This is a genomic window from Caulobacter sp. GW821-FHT12D05 (assembly GCF_058807295.1).
In genome coordinates this window covers 1-17,227 of the sequence record NZ_JBXAQO010000006.1, presented here as the reverse complement: position 1 = coordinate 17,227, position 17,227 = coordinate 1, and the positions used below count along the sequence as shown (strand labels likewise).

At 67.9% G+C, this 17,227-nt stretch carries 23 protein-coding genes and 1 other RNA gene; 16 read left to right on the top strand and 8 right to left on the bottom strand.

Annotated features, from left to right (window positions below):
- Positions 1-8 precede the first annotated feature (8 nt).
- The 4 genes from AC1RRR_RS24940 to AC1RRR_RS24925 all read left to right on the top strand — a co-directional run bounded on the left by AC1RRR_RS24940 (position 9) and on the right by AC1RRR_RS24925 (position 2,577).
- The gene (locus AC1RRR_RS24940; RefSeq protein ID WP_492817197.1) at positions 9-353 is read left to right on the top strand and encodes a GIY-YIG nuclease family protein; all 345 of its coding nucleotides are present in this window, start codon (positions 9-11) and stop codon (positions 351-353) included.
- A complete protein-coding gene (ilvN, locus tag AC1RRR_RS24935; RefSeq protein ID WP_454759230.1) occupies positions 350-907 on the top strand; it encodes an acetolactate synthase small subunit in 558 nt (185 codons plus the stop codon). The genes AC1RRR_RS24940 and ilvN overlap by 4 nt, the downstream gene beginning before the upstream one ends.
- 3 nt (positions 908-910) lie before the next feature.
- Positions 911-1,750, top strand: a complete 840-nt coding sequence (locus AC1RRR_RS24930) for a hypothetical protein (protein WP_492817194.1) — start codon at positions 911-913, stop codon at positions 1,748-1,750.
- 77 nt (positions 1,751-1,827) lie between these two features.
- Positions 1,828-2,577 carry a hypothetical protein gene (locus AC1RRR_RS24925; protein ID WP_492817192.1) on the top strand — a complete coding sequence of 250 codons (750 nt, stop codon included), beginning with the start codon at positions 1,828-1,830 and terminating at the stop codon, positions 2,575-2,577.
- 3 nt (positions 2,578-2,580) lie between these two features.
- On the opposite strand, the gene AC1RRR_RS24920 is transcribed toward AC1RRR_RS24925, so the two are convergent.
- Entirely contained in the window at positions 2,581-3,489 is a 909-nt protein-coding gene (locus tag AC1RRR_RS24920) for an AraC family transcriptional regulator (RefSeq protein WP_492817190.1), read from the bottom strand.
- 187 nt (positions 3,490-3,676) lie between these two features.
- On the opposite strand from AC1RRR_RS24920, the gene AC1RRR_RS24915 reads away from it, so the two are divergent.
- From AC1RRR_RS24915 to AC1RRR_RS24880, 8 genes are all read left to right on the top strand, one after another.
- Positions 3,677-3,829: a hypothetical protein gene (locus AC1RRR_RS24915; RefSeq protein ID WP_492817188.1), complete on the top strand. Its 153-nt coding sequence runs from the start codon at positions 3,677-3,679 to the stop codon at positions 3,827-3,829.
- Positions 3,826-4,068: an Atu4866 domain-containing protein gene (locus AC1RRR_RS24910; RefSeq protein WP_492817186.1), complete on the top strand. Its 243-nt coding sequence runs from the start codon at positions 3,826-3,828 to the stop codon at positions 4,066-4,068. Before AC1RRR_RS24915 ends, AC1RRR_RS24910 begins: the two co-directional genes overlap by 4 nt.
- A 5-nt stretch (positions 4,069-4,073) precedes the next feature.
- Positions 4,074-4,438: a transfer-messenger RNA gene (gene ssrA / locus AC1RRR_RS24905) on the top strand.
- Positions 4,439-4,637: 199 nt separating this feature from the next.
- Positions 4,638-5,117: an SspB family protein gene (locus tag AC1RRR_RS24900; RefSeq protein WP_454715019.1), complete on the top strand. Its 480-nt coding sequence runs from the start codon at positions 4,638-4,640 to the stop codon at positions 5,115-5,117.
- 13 nt (positions 5,118-5,130) lie between these two features.
- Positions 5,131-5,604 carry a PaaI family thioesterase gene (locus AC1RRR_RS24895; protein WP_492817183.1) on the top strand — a complete coding sequence of 158 codons (474 nt, stop codon included), beginning with the start codon at positions 5,131-5,133 and terminating at the stop codon, positions 5,602-5,604.
- Positions 5,605-5,616: 12 nt separating this feature from the next.
- Positions 5,617-6,390: a C13 family peptidase gene (locus AC1RRR_RS24890; RefSeq protein WP_492817181.1), complete on the top strand. Its 774-nt coding sequence runs from the start codon at positions 5,617-5,619 to the stop codon at positions 6,388-6,390.
- 79 nt (positions 6,391-6,469) lie between these two features.
- On the top strand, positions 6,470-8,638 hold the full coding sequence (locus AC1RRR_RS24885) for a serine hydrolase domain-containing protein (protein ID WP_492817179.1): 2,169 nt from the start codon (positions 6,470-6,472) through the stop codon (positions 8,636-8,638).
- A 93-nt stretch (positions 8,639-8,731) separates the two neighbouring features.
- On the top strand, positions 8,732-9,118 hold the full coding sequence (locus tag AC1RRR_RS24880; RefSeq protein ID WP_291870179.1) for a hypothetical protein: 387 nt from the start codon (positions 8,732-8,734) through the stop codon (positions 9,116-9,118).
- Here AC1RRR_RS24880 and AC1RRR_RS24875 read toward each other — a convergent pair.
- Genes AC1RRR_RS24875 through AC1RRR_RS24860 form a run of 4 tightly spaced genes read right to left on the bottom strand, consistent with a single transcriptional unit; the run spans position 9,086 to position 11,539 of the window.
- Entirely contained in the window at positions 9,086-9,475 is a 390-nt protein-coding gene (locus AC1RRR_RS24875; protein WP_492817176.1) for a RusA family crossover junction endodeoxyribonuclease, read from the bottom strand. The genes AC1RRR_RS24880 and AC1RRR_RS24875 overlap by 33 nt on opposite strands.
- A gap of 1 nt (position 9,476) precedes the next feature.
- Positions 9,477-10,658: an acyltransferase family protein gene (locus AC1RRR_RS24870; RefSeq protein ID WP_492817174.1), complete on the bottom strand. Its 1,182-nt coding sequence runs from the start codon at positions 10,656-10,658 to the stop codon at positions 9,477-9,479.
- A 20-nt stretch (positions 10,659-10,678) separates the two neighbouring features.
- The gene (locus tag AC1RRR_RS24865) at positions 10,679-11,218 is read right to left on the bottom strand and encodes a DUF1697 domain-containing protein (RefSeq protein WP_492817172.1); all 540 of its coding nucleotides are present in this window, start codon (positions 11,216-11,218) and stop codon (positions 10,679-10,681) included.
- Positions 11,219-11,539, bottom strand: a complete 321-nt coding sequence (locus AC1RRR_RS24860; protein ID WP_492817170.1) for a YbjQ family protein — start codon at positions 11,537-11,539, stop codon at positions 11,219-11,221.
- A gap of 95 nt (positions 11,540-11,634) precedes the next feature.
- On the opposite strand from AC1RRR_RS24860, the gene fumC reads away from it, so the two are divergent.
- Genes fumC through AC1RRR_RS24845 form a run of 3 tightly spaced genes read left to right on the top strand, consistent with a single transcriptional unit; the run spans position 11,635 to position 13,878 of the window.
- Positions 11,635-13,026 (top strand): class II fumarate hydratase, encoded by a 1,392-nt coding sequence (gene fumC, locus AC1RRR_RS24855; RefSeq protein ID WP_492817168.1) that lies wholly within the window; start codon positions 11,635-11,637, stop codon positions 13,024-13,026.
- Positions 13,026-13,490: a GNAT family N-acetyltransferase gene (locus AC1RRR_RS24850; RefSeq protein ID WP_492817166.1), complete on the top strand. Its 465-nt coding sequence runs from the start codon at positions 13,026-13,028 to the stop codon at positions 13,488-13,490. The genes fumC and AC1RRR_RS24850 overlap by 1 nt, the downstream gene beginning before the upstream one ends.
- On the top strand, positions 13,474-13,878 hold the full coding sequence (locus tag AC1RRR_RS24845; RefSeq protein WP_492817164.1) for a DoxX family protein: 405 nt from the start codon (positions 13,474-13,476) through the stop codon (positions 13,876-13,878). The genes AC1RRR_RS24850 and AC1RRR_RS24845 overlap by 17 nt, the downstream gene beginning before the upstream one ends.
- On the opposite strand, the gene AC1RRR_RS24840 is transcribed toward AC1RRR_RS24845, so the two are convergent.
- The 3 genes from AC1RRR_RS24840 to AC1RRR_RS24830 form a co-directional block, all read right to left on the bottom strand.
- Positions 13,875-14,261: a YccF domain-containing protein gene (locus AC1RRR_RS24840; protein ID WP_492817162.1), complete on the bottom strand. Its 387-nt coding sequence runs from the start codon at positions 14,259-14,261 to the stop codon at positions 13,875-13,877. The genes AC1RRR_RS24845 and AC1RRR_RS24840 overlap by 4 nt on opposite strands.
- Before the next feature lie 85 nt (positions 14,262-14,346).
- Positions 14,347-14,937: a hypothetical protein gene (locus AC1RRR_RS24835; RefSeq protein ID WP_492817160.1), complete on the bottom strand. Its 591-nt coding sequence runs from the start codon at positions 14,935-14,937 to the stop codon at positions 14,347-14,349.
- A complete protein-coding gene (locus AC1RRR_RS24830) occupies positions 14,938-15,948 on the bottom strand; it encodes a polyprenyl synthetase family protein (RefSeq protein WP_492817158.1) in 1,011 nt (336 codons plus the stop codon).
- A gap of 98 nt (positions 15,949-16,046) precedes the next feature.
- On the opposite strand from AC1RRR_RS24830, the gene AC1RRR_RS24825 reads away from it, so the two are divergent.
- A complete protein-coding gene (locus AC1RRR_RS24825) occupies positions 16,047-16,790 on the top strand; it encodes a tRNA1(Val) (adenine(37)-N6)-methyltransferase (RefSeq protein WP_492817156.1) in 744 nt (247 codons plus the stop codon).
- Positions 16,791-17,227: the final 437 nt, after the last annotated feature.

Here is a 17,227-nt window from a genome sequence, read left to right as displayed (position 1 = left end):
CAGGACCGATGTACGACGTTCAAAGCGCATGGGTTTACATGCTGCGGTGCCGAGATGGCTCCTACTACATCGGCTCCCATCGCGGACCAGACGTAGCGGCCAGGGTGTCGATGCATCAGCAAGGCTTGGGCAGCGACTACACTGCCGCCCGCCTTCCGGTAGAACTGGTTTGGTGCGAAGCCTTTCAGTTCATCACCGATGCTATCGCCGCCGAACGCCGCATCAAGGGTTGGTCCCGCGCCAAGAAGGAAGCGATGATATGCGGCGAATGGGACAAGCTCCCCTCGCTGTCACGCCGTCGGGGCGGTAAGCCCAAGCCAGAAAACGAACCAGAAGTCAGAGCTCAGACATGACCGCCAACGTCCAACCCGCTCCCGCCTCGGCCTACGACCTTAGCCCCACGGGCCAGGTCGAGCAGACCGCCACGTTCGCGCTGCTCGTCGATAACGAGCCCGGCGTCCTGCACCGCGTCGTCGGCCTGTTCGCCGCGCGGGGCTACAATATCGAGAGCCTCACGGTCGCCGAGACCGATCGCAAGGCCCACACCAGCCGCATCACCGTGGTGACCCGCGGCACACGCCAGGTGCTGGAGCAGATCGAGGCCCAGCTGAACAAGGTGGTCAACGTCCGCCGCGTGCACGATGTGACCCGCGATCCGAACGGCGTCGAGCGTGAGCTGGCCCTGGTCAAGGTGCGCGGCTCGGGTCCGGACCGCGTCGAGGCCCTGCGCATCGCCGAGATCTTCCGCGCCAAGCCGGTCGACACCACGCTGGAAAGCTTCGTGTTCGAGATCTCGGGCGCGCCGTCCAAGATCGACAAGTTCCTGGACCTGATGCGCCCGCTGGGCCTGGTGGAACTTTCCCGCACCGGCGTCCTTTCCATCGAGCGGGGCGTCGAAGGGATGTAGGCGATGAGCGGCTTGGCAGGACTGATCGCGGGGCTGGCCCTCGCCACCGTCCAGCAGGCCGCGCCGCCGCCCGCACCTTTCCCCGATCCGGCGGCCTGGTGGTCGCCGGAGGTTCCGCGTCCGCCGTCCGAGCTCGAGCCGCTCTACAACCGCCGTCTCGGCCGCGACGAGCGCCCCATCCCGATCGACAATGGCGTTGAGCCCCTGCTCTACCGCCTGTGGGGCCTGCCACCGTTGCAGAGCCAGGTGCTCAAGCGCGGCGAGCTGATCCTGGAGGTCTGGGCCCGGCCCGCGCGCGGCGTGCGCCAGGCCGTGGTCCGCGTCACCCTGCGCCGCGACGGCCGCGCCTTCGTCCAGGCTCGCGCGGGCCTGGGCTGCTGCACGCCCGAGATCGGCCGCCGCGTCGACGTCAACGCCGAGCTCGCCGAACCCCAGATCGCGCCGCTGAAGGCCCTGCCCGGCGATCCGGCCTGGGGCCAGCCGCGCTCGGTCATCGTCGACTATGGCGGCGGGGCGGTGTCGGCCCTGTGCGTCGACGGTGTCTCGTGGGACGTCACCTTGCTGGTCCCCGGCCAGGCCCGCCATCTGCGCCGCGCCTGCGACGACGCCGAGGTCGGCTCGATCGCCGCGATCCTATCCGCCGCCCTGGGCGCCGCCGCAGGCCGCGACCCGCGCTTCGACGCCGTCCTGCCCCGAGGCGCGGACTTCTCGCGGCAACAACGCGCCTATGACGACCTGATCGCCGCCGGCGGTGTCCTGAAGGCTGGCGAGTCCAATCGTCCGCAGCCGCCCGCCGTGCCGATCGCGCCGGACACCGGAGCGGAACAGCCATCGCTAGAATAGCGATGTGACACAACTCACAGCTTTATTTCGATAACTCTGTTATCGCTTCTCCCCACAACGATCCTGGGAGGGACGCCATGACAACTCGCACCGCTTACGTGTTCACGATCGCCTTGATCGCCGCCCTCGGAGCGACCACGGCCGCCCTGGCCCAGGCGACACCACAAATCGCCCTCGTGCCGGCCAATAAACCGCCGGCCGTGCCGGAGGGTCTGAAGGTCACTTGCGGAAGAGGCGGCGGCCCCGAAACCACGACCTGTCCGGTGATCAAGTATGAAGGCTTCACCACGTGGGCCTTCAGCTTCCTGGACAACCGCGAGGCCTATGGCTTCGTCACCTATGACGCTTCCGGCAAGGTGGTGAAGAACGTCACGCGCAACGGTGACCGCTACGTCTACAAGATGGAAGTCGATCGCAACGCCAAGACGGTCGGCGTATGGGGCCAATACGACAGGCGGATCGACATCGCCTGGTCCGACCTGCCGGAAACGCCGCAGCCGTGGATCGAAAGCGTGCCGGTCCACTTCGCGCCAAAGCCGCCGGAAGGCATGAAGGTCACTTGCACCAAAAGCGCTGGCGGTCCCGACAGCACGACCTGCCCGGTCATCAACTATCACGGCTACCAGACTTGGGTGTTCAGCTTCCTGGACAACCGCAACGCCTATGGCGTCGTCACCTATGACGGGAAAGCCCATGTTCTGAAGAGCACCATCCTTTCCGGCGATCGCTACGTCTACAAGATCGACGTCGACACCAAGGCCAGGACGATCGGCGTGTGGGGCCAATACAATAAGAAGCTCAACATGCCCTGGGCGGATCTGCCCTAGGCCTCAGGCCCCGGCCATCTGCTCGGGCTGTTCACGCAGGCGCGCCACGTCTCGCAACGGCGGCGCGCCGAACAGCCGGGCGTATTCGCGGCTGAACTGCGAGGGACTGTCATAGCCAACCGTATGGCCGGCGGTGGCCGCATCCAGGCGCTGGATCAGGATCAGCCGCCGCGCCTCCTGCAGGCGGATCTGCTTCTGATACTGCAGCGGCGACAGCGAGGTCACCGCCTTGAAGTGCTGGTGCAGGGCCGAGGCGCTCATCCGGGCCTCGTCGGCCACGGCGTCGATGCTGAACGGCTGGTCGAAGTTGCGCTTGATCCAGCCGATGGCGCGATTGACCTGACGCAGGCGGCCGTCGCGGCGGGCGATCTGGGCCAGGCGCGGGCCCTGCGGGCCGGTCAGCAGGCGATAGAGGATCTCGCGCTCGATCAGCGGGGCCATGATCGCCACGTCGTCGGGCGTGTCCAGCAGGCGCACCATCCGGCAGACGGCGTCGAACAGCTGCGGCGTCATCGCCCCCGCCGACATGCCGCCGACCAGCGGCGCGGCGGCGTCCAGCCGTGCGGCCAGGCCCGCCTCCATGATCATCTCGCTGATCAGGTTGGCGTCCAGCACGATGCGGAAGCTGAGATAGGGCTGCTCTGGCGAGGCCTCGATCACCCGGCCGGTCACCGGTACGTCGATCGACGACAGGAAGAAGTTCCGCTCGTCATATTCGTGGGCGACATCGCCGACCAGCACCTGCTTGCGGCCCTGGGCCAGCACGCAGAAGGACGGGTCATGCAGGGCGTGCGACGGCTCGCTGGGCGCGTGCAGCCGGTACAGGTTGACCCTGGGGCAGCAGGTTTCGACCGGGCCTTCGTCCGGCGCGAATCGTTCAATCAGGGCGGCCAGCGCCTCGCGGGTGCTCATGGCTTTTCTCTTGTTGGAACGAGGCTATTTGTAAGCCTTGCACGATCCTCCGTCACGCGACGCCGTTCGCTTCCGGAGAAATGTGCAATCATGCCGGAGCATCGGTCTACCGACTGGACGGACCCGTGCTGCATATTGGCCTCGTTCCGCTTCCCGATGCGGCCAACCCCAAAATCAGAGCTCTGCGATGAGACGCTACACGCCCCGACGCGGCGTGACGGCTCCGCGCTGGTTCGTCGCCGCCCTGCTGGGTGGGACGGCCGCGCTGACGGCCGCCACCGCCGCGCTCCCCACTGCTACGCCCGCCCCTGCCGCCACCGCCTGGAGGATCGCCCCATGACCATGATGTCCGCCATCGTTCCCCACATCCCGGTCGCCGGCGTCTGGACCTCGCCCGACGGCCACATCTCGCTGGAGCTGCGCGCCGACGGCCGCTTCATCGAGACCCGCGACGACTTCGCCGACGTCTTCACCGGGGTCTATGTCCTGGTCGGCGAGACCCTGAAACTGTTCGAGGATCGCGGCGCCGTCATAAGCGGCACGCTGGTGGATGGCCGCCTAAGCCTGGGGACAGCTTAGGCCGCGCCCTTCCCTTGGGGGGACGAACCCCCTATATTGGAACTGTCCGACCTCGGTCGGACTATGGGGATAAACGCGCACGTAATAAGCGGACTGGACCCGGGTGCGATTCCCGGCGGCTCCACCAATCTCTCCCAAGTTATCATGGGACTGCATGGGGCCGATCAGCATCGACAGACGTGTAAAGGTGTATGCTTTCTCTCGGCTTGATCCACCGTTCCGGGTCATTTTTCTAAATGCGAACGATAACTTCGCTGAAGAGTTCGCCGTCGCCGCGTAATGCGGTGCAGGTGAATTCGCCTCTTAAGTCCTAGGGGTTCAGATCCCTAGGCGGGGCCCGGAGGGAGCCTGCCAACAGAATCCCTCCACTTCACTGCATTGCCGAGGCTCCCTCCTCTTTCTTCAAGAGGGGATGCGGGAGCCTGCCAACAGAATCCCTCCACTTTCCTCACATCGCTGTGAATGACATCGATTGCGCTCCGCCGGAATCGATAGCCACCCGCTTTGCGCGAGGCCGCCGACAGGTTACGTTCGGAATCTCGTTTCCAGTTCGAAGTACCACCCAGCGCATGTCCCAGACCGAACCGCCCGAAGACCTCATGCAGTACGAGGCCATGGCCCAGGACGCCCTGCGCGGCGTGGTCAAGGCGGCCCTGAAGAAGGCCGCCGCCCCCGGCGGCCTGCCCGAGCCGCACCATCTGTACATCACCTTCAAGACCAAGGCGGCCGGCGTCTCGGGTCCGCAGGACCTGCTGGGCAAGTACCCGGACGAGATGACCATCGTCCTGCAGCACCAGTATTGGGACCTGGCGCCCGGCGAGACCTTCTTCTCGGTCACGCTGAAGTTCGGCGGCCAGCCCAAGCGCCTGTCGGTGCCCTATGCGGCCCTGACGCGCTTCTATGACCCGTCGGTGCAATTCGCCCTGCAGTTCACCGCCCCCGAGGTCATCGAGGACGAGCCCGAGCCGGAACCCGAGGCCGAAGCGCCCGTCCCGACCGGCGAAGAGGGCCCCAAGATCGTCTCCCTGGACCAGTTCCGGAAGAAGTGAGCGCCCGTAAGCCATGAGCGATGTCGCCTCGGACGCTCCGCAGACCCTGACGGACGAGGCGATCCTCGCGCGCTTCCGCGCATCCAAGAGCCAGCCGACCGGATCCCAGACCCTGGGCTTCGAGCTCCTGGCCGTGCGCCAGGCCGATCGTGAGGTCGAGGTCGGTTTCACGGCGCGCGCCGATCTCTTGTGCAACCCGATGGGGCAGATCCAGGGCGGTTTCGTCTGCGCCATGCTGGACGAGTGCATGTCGGTGGCCGGCATGATCACCTCAGGCATGACCCATGTCGTGCCAACCCTCGAGATGAAGACCAGCTTCCTGCGCCCGGCCATGCCCGGCGCCCTGCGCGGCGTCGGCCGCGTGGTGAAGTGGGGCCGCACGGTCTGCTTCATGGAGGGCGAGCTCTACGACGCCGAGGGCCGGCTGTTGGCCAAGTCGACCGGCACGGCGATTCCGACGCCCTTCGCCAACTTCAAGAAGAAGTAAGGGGGCGGGCTCATGCGGAGAGCGGCGGCGGTCATCGGACTTCTGGCTTTGCTCTTCGCGCCGATGCAGCCCGCACGGGCCGCGGGCCCGTTCTCGAACTGGACGGCCGTGGTGGTGGCCGGCGATTTCCACGCCCATTCCGGCGGCCCGACCGAGGCCTTCGACAACGCCCGCCGCGACGTCTCCAAGGCCCTGGTCGAGCTGGGTTTCGAGAAGGACGCCGTCCAGCAGTTCTCGGTGCGCCCGCAACGTTACCCCGCCGACTCGCCAGGCAAGTCGGACGCGCGGACGATCTACGACGCCCTGCGGTTCAAGGCCGAGACCGCCAAGGCTGGGTGCCTGTTCTACATCAGCACGCACGGCAGTCCCGAGGGCGTGATTCTGGGCGAGCAGATGCTGCGCCCGCATCTGCTGGCGGCCATGCTGGACGACGCCTGCCCCGGACGTCCCAGTGTGGTGGTGATCTCCGCCTGTTTTTCGGGCGTGTTCATCCCGCCGCTGCAGAAGGGCGACCGGCTGATCCTGACCGCCGCCCGCCCCGACCGCGCCTCATTCGGCTGCGGCGAGGACGACAAGTACCCATACTTCGACGACTGTTTCCTCGCCAGCGCCCCCGGCGCCCGCGACTTCGCGGCCCTGGGCGCGGGCGTGCAGGCCTGCGTCGCCCGCCGCGAGAAGGAGACCGGCGCCGAGCCCGCCTCCGAGCCTCAGATGTGGATCGGTCCCGCCCTGCGCCCGATGCTGCCGCTCTACGCCTTCAACCGAAGCAAATCGAAGACACCGTGACCGGTGATCGGGTTTGACCCCAGCGATCAGCGCGTTACACCAAGTCTTGGAAGTTTCTGCTTCGACCTAGGGGACATCGTTGACGTCGCGCGTTTCGCTCGCGGCCGCCTTTTCGGCGGCCTTCATTGCCCTTTGGTCCTTGTCCGGATCGGAGGCGCTGGCGCAGGACGCTTCGCCGCCGCCTGCCGCGCCGTCCGAACCCGTCCTGAATGCCGCGCCGCGCCCCTATAACAGCCTGCGTCCGCGCCGCGTGCGCCCGCGTCCCGTGGCGGCCGCAGCTGCCACCGCCGCTGCTGTCACCGCCGCGCGTCCCGCCGCTGCTCCGGCAGCGCCGGCGGCTACGCCGGCCGCCGTCCCGCCGCCGGTCCAAACGGCTCACGCCCCCCTGCCCGGCCCCGAACTGGAAGCCTTCGTCGACGGCGTCGTCCGCCGCGCCATGAGTCGCGACCACATCGCCGGCGCGACCATCTCGGTGGTCCAGAACGGCCAGGTGGTGCTGAAGAAGGGCTACGGCTTCGCCAACCTCGGCCAGCGCCGCGCGGTTGATCCGGACAAGACCCTGTTCCGCGTCGCCTCGATCTCGAAGACGTTCACTTGGATCGCCCTGATGAACGAGATCGAGGCCGGCCGCATGCGCCTGGACGGCCCGGTCAATGTCTACCTGCCCCAACCGCTGCAGGTGAAGGACCAGGGCAAGAAGACGCCCGTGCGCCTGAAGGACCTGATGACCCATACGGCGGGCTTCGAAGACCGCTCGCTGGGCCAGCTGTTCGAGCGTGATCCCAACCGGGTGCGCCCGCTGAACGACTATCTTCGCCAGGAGCGTCCGAACCGGGTGCGCGAGCCGGGCCTGCTGCCCAGCTATTCCAACTATGGCGCGGCCCTGGCTGGCGCCGCCCTGGTCAACGTGACCGGCAAGCCCTTCGAGCAGCTGGTCAGCGAAGAGATCATCCTGCCGGCCGGCATGAGCCACACGACCTTCCGCGAGGCCCGCCCGTGGAACGACCGCCTGCCCGCCCCGATGAACGAGGCCCTGGCGGCCGAGTTGTCGGACGGCTTCTCGTGGACCCAGATGGGCTGGAAGACTCAGCCCCGCGAGTTCATGGGCCAGGTCGCCCCGGCCGCCTCGGCCTCCAGCACCGCCGGCGACATGGCGCGCTACATGACCCTGCTGCTGAACGGCGGGACGATCGACGGCAAGACCGTGTTCTCGCCCAAGACGGCCCTGGCCTTCCGCACGCCGATGTACCGCCCCGCGCCGGAAGCGGCCGGCTGGAACGCCGGCTTCCAGGACATGGCTCTGCCAGGTAATCGTCGCGGCTACGGCCACGCTGGCGCGACGCTGTATTTCCACTCGAACCTGGTGATCGTGCCCGACCTGGGCCTGGGCATCTTCGTCTCGGTCAACACCGACAGCGGCGTGAACCTGCCCGCCAGCCTGCCCTCGACCATCATCGAGCACTTCTACGCCCCCGCCCCGGCCGTGCCGGCGGACAGCGCCATCAGTTACGACCAGGCCCGCGCCTATGAGGGTGACTACCTGACCACCCGCCGCGCCTATGGCGGGCTGGAGGGCTTCACCAACCGCATCGTCGGCCGCGCCAGCGTCCGCGCCACGCCCGAGGGCCGCCTGGCCATCACCGACGGCGGCGTCAGCACCCTGTTCAACGGCACCGACAAGCCCGGCGTGTTCAAGGCCGTCGACAGCGCCTTGACCCTGGTGTTCGACGCCAATGGCGACCGCCCCTCGCGCTTCTACGCCGCACGCGGCTGGTCGACCTATGAGCGGGTCGGCTTCTTCCGCTCGGCCGGCCTGCTGGGCTGGACCGCCGTGATCGCCGGCTTCGCCTCCATCGCAACAATCCTGGGCGTGACGTTCCGCAACCGCCGCGAGGCCCGCCAGACCCCGGTGCAGGCGCGCGCCAGCCAGATGCAGACCATGCAGGCGGTGCTGTGGCTGATCTCGGCCGGCTGCATGGGCGTGTTCTCGGTCAAGGCCGCCGACCAGACCAATGTCTTCTTCGGCTGGCCCTCGGGCTGGCTGCTCAGCGGCTCGGCCTGCGCCCTGGTGGCCTCGGTGCTCAGCCTGCTGACCCTGGGCGTCCTGCCGATGGTCTGGCGCGGCGGCCGTCGCGTCGACAGCTGGAGCAGCGGCCGCAAGGTGGCCTTCACCTTCACCGCCCTGCTGTTCGTGCTGCTGGGCGTGCTGCTGGGCGCCTGGGGCTATTTGGTGCCCTGGGGCCGCTAAGAGACGCGTCCCGTCACGATCCATCGCTAGTCTCCGTTCGCGGCGCCCGCCTTGCAGAACTCCGTTCTGGGAGACGAGCGAGGGAGACGCGACGTGTCAAAACTGGACGGTTTGGCGTTTGGGGGAACGGGACTGGCGGCCTGGTCGGCGGCCACCCTGTTTTACGCCGCTTTCGGAGGGGGCCTCCTGGAGAGCGCCTTCTGGTTTTACGCACTCAACGCGTTCGCGGCCGCTGCAACGGTCACGTTCGCCTTCCAGGCAGTGGCGCGGCTGACGCACACGCCGCGCCGCCGCCGGTTGTTCCCGATGCTGCTGTTCTCGACGCCCGGCCTGGTCGCCGGCGCGTTGCTGATCGCGCGCTACGCCGAGATCATGCCCACCAGCGATCCGGCCAGCATCGGCCGCTACGGCGCGTTCCTGGCGGTGACCTACGTGGCCGTCGCCGCCTCACTCTTCGAGCGTGCGCCGCATAAGGTTTGAGGTCAGCTTCCGCACCTGGATGACGATCCGCTCGCGCTCGCCCGGCCGTCGCTCGACCAGCAGCCGGGCGACCTGGGCGTCGTCGTGGAAGGCATAACCCTTGATGGCGTCCAGCAGGGCCTTGGCCAGGTTGTCCAGGTCCATCCAGGGCGGCTCGCCGACATATTCCATGCCGATCTCGACGCTGAACTCTCCCCAGGCCGGGCGCGAGCCGCGCCACGACTTGCGGAAGAACTCGTAGATCAGCGGCTTGTAGTACTTGCCCTGGGTGGTCAGGCCGTCGACCACGATGGTCAGCTCGCCCCCGGCCTCGCGGGCGCGGACCTTGCCGTGGTGGGTCCAGTCGCCTTCGAGCAAATCAGAGCCTCAGGTGGATCCCGCGCTTGTGCAGCGGGATCAGGATCGCGGTGATGAAGGCAAGAACCAGAACCGCGCAGGCAAGGGAAGCCTGATAAGGATCGGACAGCACGCTCAGCGCCAGGGCGTTGCCGAAGCCCTGCGGCGAGGGGTTGGCGCCCGGCACGATCTTCAGGTCGCTGAAGATGCCCAGCAGCTGGCACAGGATGAAGGCCAGGATCGCGTTGCCGCCCAGCACCTTCAGCACGAAGTCAAAGCCCAGACGGCTTCGCGACCGCGCCACCATCTCGAAGCCGGCCAGGATCACGGTTGAGAGGCCGCTGGTGAAGATCGCGAAGCTGGGCGTCCAGATCTTCTTGTTGATCGGCATGACCGGGTTCAGCGCCAGGCCGATGACGACCAGGGCGACGCCCAGGATCAGCACCGGCATGAGGCCGCGCTGGCCCTGCGCCAAGCCGCGCATCATCACCCGCGCCGCCACAGCGCCCATCAGCACGTTGACGACGGCCGGCAGGGTTGAGAGCAAGCCCTCGGGGTCGTAGGTGACGCCCAGGCCCTCGGTCGTCGCGCCCCGCCACAGGTGCGGGATCGTGAACACCAACCGATCCAGGAAGGCCGGCAGAGACTTGTAGGAATCCAGGTGACCGGCGCCGAAGCCCGGAACCCGCACGAACGCCACCAGCAGCCAATAGATCGCCAGCAGAACGACGCTTGCGCCAAACGTGGCGGCCATGTTGAAGACCAGCTTGCCGCCCTCCCCGCGCTTGGCCGCCAGCACGCAGATCGCCGTGCCCAGCGCATAGCAGACGCCGATCCGCTGCAGGATGCCCGGAAGGCGCAGGTTCGGCAGGTCGAAGTGTCCGCCTAGCAGGTTGATCGCCAGGCCCAGCAGGATCAGCAGCCCGGTCCGTTTGGCGACCTTCAGCCAGAAGGCCGAGCCGCCGCGATCCTCGATCGTCATGCGCGGGACCATCAGCCCCACGGCCATGCCGGCGCAGAACAGGAAGGTCGGGAACACCAGGTCGGCGGCCGTGAAGCCGTGCCACGCGGCGTGCTCCAGCGGCGGATAGACCTTGGACCACGAGCCGGGGCTGTCGACCAGGATCATGCCGGCCACGGCCAGGCCGCGAAGCAGATCCAGCGACACGATGCGCTGGCCGCCCGTGGACTTAGTGTTCGACATCGTTCCTCCCCCGAGGGTCCTCAGGCTTCCAGCATCTCGGCAAGCTTCAGCACGGTGCTCCAGTTGCGCGTGGTGCCGACCGGATTGCGCTTCGTCTTCTTCCAGTCCCGATCCAACAGCGAGTCGGCCATGCTGATCGGAAAATCCAGATAGAGCTCGCGCGCCGCGACCACGAAGCGCTCCGGCCCGGTGTTGGCCGCCCGCAGGATCTCCTCGTCGCCGTCGGGCAGCGGGCGCTTCAGGAAGTTGACGATCACGTGGCTGGGATGGTCCTGCGCTTCGGCCTTGAACGGATTGCCGTCGACGATCCGCCGCAGGTCCGCTGGCGAGCGGACCATGAAGTCGGTGCGCAGCCCTATGCGCTTTTCGAGCGCGTCCTCGAGCTGCGCCTCCAGCGCCTCGCCGCCCTTGTGGTCGCCCCACAGCAGCAGGTTGCCGCTGGCCAGATAGGTCTTGGCCGTCTTGAAACGCAGGTCCGCGGCGATGCCCAGCAGGTCGTCCTTGAGAACCTTGCGCTTGCCGGTGTTGATCGAGCGCGGCAGCGCGACGAAAGCCGCCACCTACGCCGCCTCGACCCGCACGGCCGTGCCGTAGGCCAGCACCTCGGTGATGCCTTCCATGATCTCGTTGGCGTCGTAGCGCATGGCCAGGATGGCGTTGGCGCCGACCTCCTGGGCGTGCTGCACCAAGAGGTCATAGGCCTCCTGCCGGGCCGTCTCGGCCAGCTTAGTGTAGATCGTGATGTTGCCGCCGAAGATCGACTGCACCGCGCCGCCGATATTGCCGATCACGCTGCGCGAGCGGACTGTGACACCCCGCACCATCCCCAGGTGCTGGACGATGCGATAACCGGTCAGGTCGTTGGTCGTCGTCACGATCATGGGGCGTCTCCTCGCGCGTCTTCGCGCTTGCGAACATTGCCCTTCGCGCCCCCAAGGTCTAGACCGCGCTCGACCGTTTTTCCGGAGACCGCCGCATGACCGCCACGCGCACCGAGACCGATACTTTCGGCCCCATCGAAGTCGCCGCCGACCGCTACTGGGGCGCGCAAGCCCAGCGCAGCCTGGGCAACTTCAAGATCGGCTGGGAGAAGCAGCCCCTGCCGGTCGTCCGCGCCCTGGGCATCGTCAAGCGCGCCGCCGCCGAGACCAACTTCAAGCTGGGCAAGCTGGACGCGGGCCTGAAGGACGCCATCGTCCAGGCCGCTAACGAAGTCATCGACGGCAAGCTGAACGAGCACTTCCCGCTGGTCGTCTGGCAGACCGGCTCGGGCACCCAGTCGAACATGAACGCCAACGAGGTGATCTCGAACCGCGCGATCGAAATCCTGGGCGGCGAGATGGGCACGAAGAAGCCCGTCCACCCGAACGACCACGTCAACATGTCCCAGTCGTCGAACGACACCTATCCGACGGCCATGCACGTGGCTTGCGCGGAACAGATCGTCCACGACCTGCTGCCGGCCCTCAAGCACCTGCACGCCGCCCTGGAAGCCAAGACGGCGGCCTGGGCCGACATCATCAAGATCGGCCGCACCCATACCCAGGACGCCACGCCCCTGACCCTCGGTCAGGAGTTCGGCGGCTACACGCAACAAGTCGCCAACGGCATCGAGCGCATCGAAAGCACCCTGCCCAAGCTGATGCAGCTGGCCCAGGGCGGCACCGCCGTCGGCACCGGCCTGAACGCCCCCATCGGCTTCGCCGAAGGCGTGGCCGAGGCCATCGCCGCGATCACCGGCCTGGAGTTCACCACCGCCCCGAACAAGTTCGAGGCCCTGGCCGCTCACGACGCCATGGTCTTCTCGCACGGCGCCATCAACACGGTCGCCGCGTCCTTGTTCAAGATCGCCAACGACATCCGCTTCCTGGGCTCGGGCCCCCGCGCGGGCCTCGGCGAACTGGCGCTGCCGGAGAACGAGCCCGGCTCGTCGATCATGCCGGGCAAGGTCAACCCGACCCAGTGCGAGGCCCTCACCCAGGTCTGCGTCCAGGTGTTCGGCAACCACGCCGCCCTGACCTTCGCCGGCAGCCAAGGCCACTTCGAGCTGAACGTCTTCAACCCGGTGATGGCCTATAACTTCCTGCAGTCGGTCCGCCTGCTGGCCGATGCGGCGATCAGCTTCACCGACAACTGCGTGGTCGGCATCGAGCCGCGCATCGACAACATCCGCAAGGGCGTCGAGAACAGCCTGATGCTGGTCACGGCCCTGAACGGCCGCCTCGGCTACGACATCTGCGCCAAGATCGCCAAGACGGCCCACAAGAACGGCACCACGCTGCGCGAGGAAACCGTCGGCGGCGGCTATCTGACGAACGAAGAGTTCGACCAGTACGTCCGCCCGGAAAAGATGGTCTCGCCGGGCTGATGCTCCAACTGGTTCGTCTGTTCGACGAACTGCCGGACGGCTTCGACGACCTGGTCGCCGAGGCCTCCGGCGAAGGCGTGCGCAACATGGCCCTCCTCGCCGAGGACTGGGCGAAGGGCGCACGCTTCCAGGACGACGGCGAGGCGATCCTCGCCGCGTTCCTGGTCGGAGAGTTGGCGGGGATCGGCGCCATGAGCGTCGAGCCCGCCGCGTCCGAGCCCGCGCGCCGCCTGCGCCGCTTCTATGTTCGCCCCAGCATGCGCCGCCGCGGTGTGGCCACAGCGTTGGCCTCAGCCCTGATCCATGAGGGCTTCGACAGCGTGGGGCTGATCACGGTCAATGCCAGGGCCTCCGAGGCTGCCTCGCCGTTCTGGGAGACACAGGGGTTCGTGGCGGATACCAGCGGGCCGTGGACCCATGTGATGCGCCGGAACGTTGGCTCCGGCGATGCCGAACCCTCGTAGCCTCGCCCGTTTGCTGCTTGCCGTGATCTACGCGCCGTTTGGCGTGGTGCACGTGGCGGCGCCGCACGGCTTCCTGGCGATCATGCCGCCGGGCGTGCCGTTCCCGCGCGAGGTGGTGATCTTCACCGGGCTCTGCGAGATCGCCGGCGCGATCGGATTGCTGATCCCACAAACCCGTCGGCTGGCTGGGATCATGCTGGCGCTCTACGCCGTCTGCGTCTGGCCCGCGAACATCTGGCACGCCTTCAGCGGCGTCGCCGTCCCGCCCCTGCCCAATTCGTGGTGGTACCACGGCCCGCGTCTGCTGCTCCTGCAACCGCTGTTCATCTGGGCGCCGCTGTGGGCAGCGGGGGTGATCGACTGGCCTTTATCGCGAAGAGCGACCTAGTCGACCCGCCGCACGTCGCGGCCGATCGGGGCCAGGGCGATCTGGGCCAGTTGCAGGTCCTTGATGGCGAACGGGATGCCGATGATGCTGATGGCTTCGCCGACGGCGACGATCAGGTGGCCCAGGGCCAGCCACCAGCCGGCCAGGATGAACCAGATCACGTTCAGCACCGCGCCCAGCGGACCCGAGGCGAGGCCGGTCTCGCGGCGGACGATCTCCTTGCCGAACGGCCAGAGCGCGAAGCCGGCGATGCGCCAGGCCGCGCCCGTATAGGGCAGGCCGACGACGGTGATCGCCAGCAGCAGGCCCGCAATGAACCAGCCGATGGCCAGAGGCAGGCCGCCGCAGATGAACCACAGAACGTTCAGGATAAAGCGGATCATATGTCCCTAAGCCCCAAGAATATCAGACCCTAGACGTGGCCCCGCCCTCCCGCGTTGTGAAGGACGTTACGTCGAATTCACCGATCTACTTGATCAGCTGCCACCGCTTGGCCCAGCGGCTCTTGCCGATCGGCGCCAAGGCCAGGAGATAGATCCCGGCATAGATCACCGTGCCCAGGCCGATCAGGGTCCAGGACCAGGGGCCCGGCATGTGCAGCGCCGGCGCCGTGGTGATCCAGTCGTGGCGGGGCGAGGTGAACTCCAGCCACAGGCCGCCGACCCAGATCAGGGCGAACAAGGCCACGACCGGATACCGCAGGATCGGGCTACGCTGGACCAGCAGCACGGTCTGGGCGAGGGCCGCCGCGCTCCCGGCCGCCAGGCCCGCCGCCCACGTCCACCAAGGACCGGGCACGAAGCGCGCGGCCCGCAGGCCGGCCCACAGCGGCGCCCAGAGGATCGGCCCCAGCATCAGGATGACCAGCAGCCCGCCGACCAGCACGCCGACGCCGCCGCCGATCACCTTGCCGGCGGCTTCGCCAGCCTCGTGCGGGCGGATGTTGGGATCGCCGCCGGGGTTCTCCGGCGAGGTGGCGATGATCGTCTGCAGCCGCGGCAGGCGCTCGCCTGGGGCGACGGGGGGAAGCCCCTTGGGAGAAGACTTCCGCTTGAACATCTAGGTCCTGCGGCTGACGGCGAAGTCGGCCAGGTCTTCCAGCGCCTCGCGCCAGTCGCCCGCCGGGAAGATGCTCAGCGCCGCCTTGGCCTTGTCGGCATAGTCGGCGGCCAGATCGAGCGTGGCGTCCAGGGCGCCCGAGCCGACGATCAGCTCGCGGGCCCGGCGGAAGTCGGCCTCGGTCTGTTCGCGGCGACCGATCGCGCGCTCCCAGAACTCGGCCTCGCGCGGACCCGAACGGGCGATGGCCAGCAGCAGCGGCAAGGTGGCCTTGCCTTCGCGGAAGTCGTCGCCGGCGTTCTTGCCGAGGGCCTCGGTCGTGCCGCCATAGTCCAGGGCGTCGTCGACCAGCTGGAAGGCCAGGCCCAGGTTCAGGCCATAGGCCTTGAGCGCTTCGGTCTTGTCGGCGTCAACGCCGGCCGAGACCGCGCCGGCCTCCGAGGCCGCGGCGAACAGCTCGGCGGTCTTGGCCTGGATGATCTCCAGATAGACGGCCTGCGACAGGTTCAGGTCGTGGCTGCGCATCAGCTGCAGCACCTCGCCCTCGGCGATGACGCGGCTGGCGCGGGCCAGGATCTCCAGCGCCTTCATCGAGTTGGTCTCGACCATCAGCTCAAAGGCGCGGGCAAACAGGAAGTCGCCGACCAGCACGCTTTGCGCCGCGCCCCAGATCAGGTGCGCGGCGACCTTGCCGCGGCGCAGCTGGCTGCCGTCGACCACGTCGTCATGCAGCAGCGTGGCGGTGTGGATGAACTCGACCGCCGAGGCCAGCTTCAGGCAGTGGTCGTTGTCCGAGCCGGCCAGGCGGGCGGCGGCCACGGTCAGCAGCGGACGCAGGCGCTTGCCGCCGGCGGCGATCAGGTGCTCGGCCAGGGCCGGGATGATCGGCACGTCGCTTTGCATGCGGTCGGTGATCAGGGCGTTGACGCCCTTCATGTCGGCCTCGGCGAGGCGCACGAGACGATCCACCGAGCCCGACTTCCGGGGGAGGGTCGCTGTCGCTGCGTCCAAAACCTTCGTCTCCTTCGGTCGGCCCCCCACGAACCATTGCGAGGGACAATGGTGGCGGGATAGGTCACGGTCAAGGCGAGCACAAGGCCTAGAAAGCATTGGACGATACGGGCGTTACCGAGGATCGGGTTCTGGGAGGTCGTGTACGGCTGCGCCAGAGGCTGGACGGCTACAGGGCCGGCATGGACGCGGCCCTGCTGGCGGCGGCCTGCGACGCCCTGCCCGGCCAGCGTGTGATCGAGGCCGGCTGCGGCGTCGGCGGCGCCCTGCTGGCCGCCGCGACTCGCCGGCCGGGGGCGATCTTCCAGGGCGTGGAGCGTGATTCCGTGGCCGCGAGCCTGGCCGCCGAGAACGCCACGCTGAACGGGCTCCAGGACCGAGTCGCCGCCGTGGAGGGCGATATCGAAGCCGGTTTCCGGGCCTTGGGCCTGCCGGTGTTCGATGCGGTGATGACCAATCCTCCGTTCTTCGACGATCCGCAGGCCCTGCGCGCGCCCGCCCCGGCCAAGAGCGGCGCCTGGATGGCCGACGGCGGCCTGGTCGCCTGGACCGGCTTCTGCCTGAAGGCCGTGCGCGAGGGCGGGACGATCACCATCATCCACCGCGCCGACCGCCTGGCCGACATTCTGGCCGCGCTCTCGCCCAAGGCTGGCTCGTTCCGCATCCGCCCCGTGGCGCCGTTCGCCGACGCGCCGGCCAAGCGGGTGATCGTGCGGGCGATCAAGACCGGCAAGGCGCCGCTCGTCCTGCTGCCGCCGCTGGTCCTGCACGATCGCGAGGGCGGCAAGCATTCGGCGGCGGCCGAAGCGATTCTGCGCGGGGAAGCAGCGCTGGACTGGTAATGCACGCCGGACATGTGGGCGCTGCTTCATGCGGCGTGGCCGCTGAAGGTATGAAAGGGACTGCGGAGCGCCGGGCGTCGCCCGGAGTGTGAGTTTGGAAGTACCGTTTCGACGAAGCCAGAACGCTCCGCGTAGCCGTTATCCGAAAGCCTCCGAGGCGCGGGGTTTTAACCCGCTCCCGAACGCGCCTTCGACGGGCGGAGGGACTGGCTGTCCCGTCCGGACCGCATGGGCGATTTCAGCCCATGCCTGCCGCGCCGCGCCGAACCTTCGCCGCCAGGGCTTCGTCCCGATGTTTCAGGGAACCTGCGCCTGGATCCGTCACGAAGGGACTTCCCGAAAGAAGCCCGGCGAGCGCTTCCCGCTCGACCACCCCCGACAGCCGTCACGATCGCCGGCCGGACGTCCCTTCCGCGCCATCGGGTGAGGAAGAGTAT